We start from the raw sequence: 1,901 nt of genomic DNA on the forward strand, positions 1-1,901 counted from the left end.
ATGGATGCCGTGCATCCAGCAGAGTAATTACCCCTGGTCGGCGCCGCACCGCCAAGGGGAAGTCCTGTGAATCTGGCCCGCCTCGACCTCAACCTCGTCGTCGCCCTGCGCGCTCTCCTGGAGGAGCGCAACGTCACCCGGGCCGGGCAGCGCGTCGGCCTCAGCCAGCCCGCGATGAGCGCCGCCCTGGCCAGGCTCCGCCGCCATTTCGACGACGACCTGCTCGCTCGCGTCGGCGGCCACTACGAGCTCACCGCGCTCGGCCAGGTCCTCCTCGATCGCACCTCCACCGCCTACGACCTGCTGGAACGCCTCTTCGCCAGCCAGGCCGAATTCAACCCGGCCGAAGAAAAGCGCGAGTTCAAACTGATCGCCTCCGACTACGCCATCGCGGTCTTCGGCACCGAACTCGCCCGTGTCGTGCACGAGGAGGCGCCCGGCATCAGACTGCGTTTCGCCCAGACCCCGCCCACCGTGGTCGACGACACCGCCACCCTCCTGAGTGCCACCGACGGCCTGCTCATGCCGCACGGAGTCATCAGCGACTTCCCCGCCACCGACCTCTACGAGGACCGCTGGGTCTTCCTCGTCGCCGACGATCATCCGAGCGTCGACGACCGGCTCACCCGCCACGACCTCGCCCGACTGCCGTGGGTCACCTACCAGCGCACCTACGACGCCCCCGCCGTGCGCCAGCTCGGCATGCTCGGCATCGAACCACGGGTCGAGGTCTCCGTCGACAGTTTCCAGTTGCTGCCCCTGCTGGTGGCCGGCACCCGCCGTGTCGCCCTGGTCCAGGCCCGCCTCGCCAGGCTGCTCGGGCCGCTCGCCCCGGTGCGCGTGGTGGAACCGCCGTACGAGGCGGTCCCGCTGCGGGAGGCCCTGTGGTGGCATCCGGTGCACACGCACGACGCGGCCCACATCTGGCTGCGGGAGACGGCGACGCGGGTCGGCCGACGCCTCGCCGGCGTGCCCGAGGTCTGATCGTGGTCGGACGGACCGGGGTCGGGGCCGGCATCCGGACAGGGCTTCCCTCGGCGCCCTCGGGGGCAGACTGTCGCCACCCCCGGCCATCCACGGCCTGGATCGAGGCCATCCGGTACACGGATCGCCGCAGGGGCTGACCCGCACTCACCCGCAGCGTCACCACGGCGCGTCCCGACCGTCAGTCGTCGTACCGCTTGAGGTACAACTGCTTGCCGTATTCCTGGCCCAGCCACAGGCGCCGGTCCTCACCGAAGTCGGCGAGGTCAGGGTTGTCGAAGGTGTGCGGGTGGTCGGTGTCGGAGTTGACGCTGACGACGATGCGTTCGAGGCACCACGCGGGATCGGGACCTACGGGCTCGAACCTCACATAGATGGGGTAGCGGTCGAGGTTGTCGGTGTCCAGCTGCGGCCTTCGAGGGTCGTTGTACGCGGGGTTCTCGACGTTGGCGTCCTCACCGAGGACGAAGGTCCAGTTGTCGCCGGTCCGAGTGCCGCCGGCGGTTCCGGAGGCGTTGAGCACGAATTCACGGCCGGCGATGCCCAGGTATACCCATCCCTGTGTCCCCCCGTGTGGTACGTCGGCCGTGCGGACATGTGCCTCGATCCTCGTAATCCTTGCCATGAGAGCTTCTCCTTTCTCCCGTCGAGTTCCCCCGGCGGGTCACTTTGGGGTCTTTCAGGAATGTTCCCCCTGGAACGTGGCGCTGAATCCGCCTGAGGTGCGATGCCTTTTCTTTTCGGGTTGTTGTGTGTTCTCTTCGTTTTGATCGTGGAGTGGAGCTGTGCCACTGAAACCGGTGCGGTGATATGTAGATAGCGGGCACGGGTGCCGGTCGGTGTTCGTTGCGCCCCCCAGGTATCCGGCGTACGACGGCGCACGGAACCCGCCTGCATCTCGCACGGAACTCGCAGAG

At 68.0% G+C, this 1,901-nt stretch carries 2 protein-coding genes; one reads left to right on the forward strand and one right to left on the reverse strand.

Going from position 1 to position 1,901, the window contains the following annotated elements; all coding sequences use genetic code 11:
- Nucleotides 1-66 precede the first annotated feature (66 nt).
- Nucleotides 67-984 (forward strand): LysR family transcriptional regulator, encoded by a 918-nt coding sequence (locus ABEA26_RS35825; RefSeq protein WP_345598234.1) that lies wholly within the window; start codon nt 67-69, stop codon nt 982-984.
- A 181-nt stretch (nt 985-1,165) separates the two neighbouring features.
- On the opposite strand, the gene ABEA26_RS35830 is transcribed toward ABEA26_RS35825, so the two are convergent.
- A complete protein-coding gene (locus ABEA26_RS35830; RefSeq protein ID WP_345598236.1) occupies nt 1,166-1,609 on the reverse strand; it encodes a hypothetical protein in 444 nt (147 codons plus the stop codon).
- Nucleotides 1,610-1,901: the final 292 nt, after the last annotated feature.

Origin of the sequence: Streptomyces marokkonensis, from assembly GCF_039539045.1 — a bacterium.
GTDB lineage: Bacteria > Actinomycetota > Actinomycetes > Streptomycetales > Streptomycetaceae > Streptomyces > Streptomyces marokkonensis.